We start from the raw sequence: 3,225 nt of genomic DNA, 5'->3' as shown, positions 1-3,225 counted from the left end.
GGGTACTGACTCGTGACCGGTTGGCCTCGCTTCAGCAAATCGGGTATGTGATACAGGTGTTTGTGAGCAGCGCGAACTTTCGGTTCATTGCGTCTTCACACACCGCAATCTGGTCTCTTTCGAGCATGCAGATTGCTTGGGTGTTATATGGTCAAGCCTCACGGGCAATTAGTATTGGTTAGCTCAACGCCTCACAGCGCTTACACACCCAACCTATCAACGTCGTAGTCTTCGACGGCCCTTCAGGGAACTCAAGGTTCCAGTGAGATCTCATCTTGAGGCAAGTTTCCCGCTTAGATGCTTTCAGCGGTTATCTTTCCCGAACATAGCTACCCGGCAATGCCACTGGCGTGACAACCGGAACACCAGAGGTTCGTCCACTCCGGTCCTCTCGTACTAGGAGCAGCCCCTCTCAAATCTCAAACGTCCACGGCAGATAGGGACCGAACTGTCTCACGACGTTCTAAACCCAGCTCGCGTACCACTTTAAATGGCGAACAGCCATACCCTTGGGACCGGCTTCAGCCCCAGGATGTGATGAGCCGACATCGAGGTGCCAAACACCGCCGTCGATATGAACTCTTGGGCGGTATCAGCCTGTTATCCCCGGAGTACCTTTTATCCGTTGAGCGATGGCCCTTCCATACAGAACCACCGGATCACTAAGACCTACTTTCGTACCTGCTCGACGTGTCTGTCTCGCAGTCAAGCGCGCTTTTGCCTTTATACTCTACGACCGATTTCCGACCGGTCTGAGCGCACCTTCGTACTCCTCCGTTACTCTTTAGGAGGAGACCGCCCCAGTCAAACTACCCACCATACACTGTCCTCGATCCGGATAACGGACCTGAGTTAGAACCTCAAAGTTGCCAGGGTGGTATTTCAAGGATGGCTCCACGCGAACTGGCGTCCACGCTTCAAAGCCTCCCACCTATCCTACACAAGCAAATTCAAAGTCCAGTGCAAAGCTATAGTAAAGGTTCACGGGGTCTTTCCGTCTAGCCGCGGATACACTGCATCTTCACAGCGATTTCAATTTCACTGAGTCTCGGGTGGAGACAGCGCCGCCATCGTTACGCCATTCGTGCAGGTCGGAACTTACCCGACAAGGAATTTCGCTACCTTAGGACCGTTATAGTTACGGCCGCCGTTTACCGGGGCTTCGATCAAGAGCTTCGCGTTAGCTAACCCCATCAATTAACCTTCCGGCACCGGGCAGGCGTCACACCCTATACGTCCACTTTCGTGTTTGCAGAGTGCTGTGTTTTTAATAAACAGTCGCAGCGGCCTGGTATCTTCGACCGGCATGAGCTTACGGAGCAAGTCCTTCACCCTCACCGGCGCACCTTCTCCCGAAGTTACGGTGCCATTTTGCCTAGTTCCTTCACCCGAGTTCTCTCAAGCGCCTTGGTATTCTCTACCCAACCACCTGTGTCGGTTTGGGGTACGGTTCCTGGTTATCTGAAGCTTAGAAGCTTTTCTTGGAAGCATGGCATCAACCACTTCGTCACCCAAAGGGTAACTCGTCATCAGCTCTCGGCCTTAAGATCCCGGATTTACCTAAGATCTCAGCCTACCACCTTAAACTTGGACAACCAACGCCAAGCTGGCCTAGCCTTCTCCGTCCCTCCATCGCAATAACCAGAAGTACAGGAATATTAACCTGTTTTCCATCGACTACGCTTTTCAGCCTCGCCTTAGGGACCGACTAACCCTGCGTCGATTAACGTTGCGCAGGAAACCTTGGTCTTTCGGCGTGGGTGTTTTTCACACCCATTGTCGTTACTCATGTCAGCATTCGCACTTCTGATACCTCCAGCAAGCTTCTCAACTCACCTTCACAGGCTTACAGAACGCTCCTCTACCGCATCACTTGCGTGATACCCGTAGCTTCGGTGTATGGTTTGAGCCCCGTTACATCTTCCGCGCAGGCCGACTCGACTAGTGAGCTATTACGCTTTCTTTAAAGGGTGGCTGCTTCTAAGCCAACCTCCTAGCTGTCTAAGCCTTCCCACATCGTTTCCCACTTAACCATAACTTTGGGACCTTAGCTGACGGTCTGGGTTGTTTCCCTTTTCACGACGGACGTTAGCACCCGCCGTGTGTCTCCCATGCTCGGCACTTGTAGGTATTCGGAGTTTGCATCGGTTTGGTAAGTCGGGATGACCCCCTAGCCGAAACAGTGCTCTACCCCCTACAGTGATACATGAGGCGCTACCTAAATAGCTTTCGAGGAGAACCAGCTATCTCCGAGCTTGATTAGCCTTTCACTCCGATCCACAGGTCATCCGCTAACTTTTCAACGGTAGTCGGTTCGGTCCTCCAGTCAGTGTTACCTAACCTTCAACCTGCCCATGGATAGATCGCCCGGTTTCGGGTCTATTCCCAGCGACTAGACGCCCTATTAAGACTCGCTTTCGCTACGCCTCCCCTATTCGGTTAAGCTCGCCACTGAAAATAAGTCGCTGACCCATTATACAAAAGGTACGCAGTCACCCAACAAAGTGGGCTCCCACTGCTTGTACGCATACGGTTTCAGGATCTATTTCACTCCCCTCTCCGGGGTTCTTTTCGCCTTTCCCTCACGGTACTAGTTCACTATCGGTCAGTCAGTAGTATTTAGCCTTGGAGGATGGTCCCCCCATATTCAGACAAAGTTTCTCGTGCTCCGTCCTACTCGATTTCATGACTAAGAGACTTTCGCGTACAGGGCTATCACCCACTATGGCCGCACTTTCCAGAGCGTTCCGCTAATCTCAAAGCCACTTAAGGGCTAGTCCCCGTTCGCTCGCCACTACTAAGGGAATCTCGGTTGATTTCTTTTCCTCAGGGTACTTAGATGTTTCAGTTCCCCTGGTTCGCCTCTTGCACCTATGTATTCAGTACAAGATAACCATCTTATGATGGCTGGGTTCCCCCATTCAGACATCTCCGGATCAAAGTCTGTTTGCCGACTCCCCGAAGCTTTTCGCAGGCTACCACGTCTTTCATCGCCTCTGACTGCCAAGGCATCCACCGTATGCGCTTCTTCACTTGACCATATAACCCCAAGCAATCTGGTTATACTGTGAAGACGACATTCGCCGAAAATTCGCAAAACTCTTAAGAGTCACTCACAAATTTTACCTTAGCCTGATCCGTTACCAGTGAAAGTAACGTTCAGTCTATCTTTCTATCACATACCCAAATTTTTAAAGAACGATCTAATCAAAAGACTAGAAATCA

1 rRNA gene is annotated in these 3,225 nt (G+C 51.2%); it reads right to left on the bottom strand.

The annotated features are described in order from the left end of the window. Window positions 1–147: 147 nt before the first annotated feature. Window positions 148–3,039: ribosomal RNA gene (locus tag JN524_RS27115) — 23S ribosomal RNA — on the bottom strand. Between the last annotated feature and the right edge of the window lie 186 nt (window positions 3,040–3,225).

Origin of the sequence: Pseudomonas sp. MWU318, assembly GCF_016756945.1 — a bacterium.
Taxonomy (GTDB): Bacteria; Pseudomonadota; Gammaproteobacteria; order Pseudomonadales; family Pseudomonadaceae; genus Aquipseudomonas; species Aquipseudomonas putida_A.
Note: the sequence above shows the minus strand (reverse complement) of the source record. Positions and strands in the feature narration are given on the sequence as shown.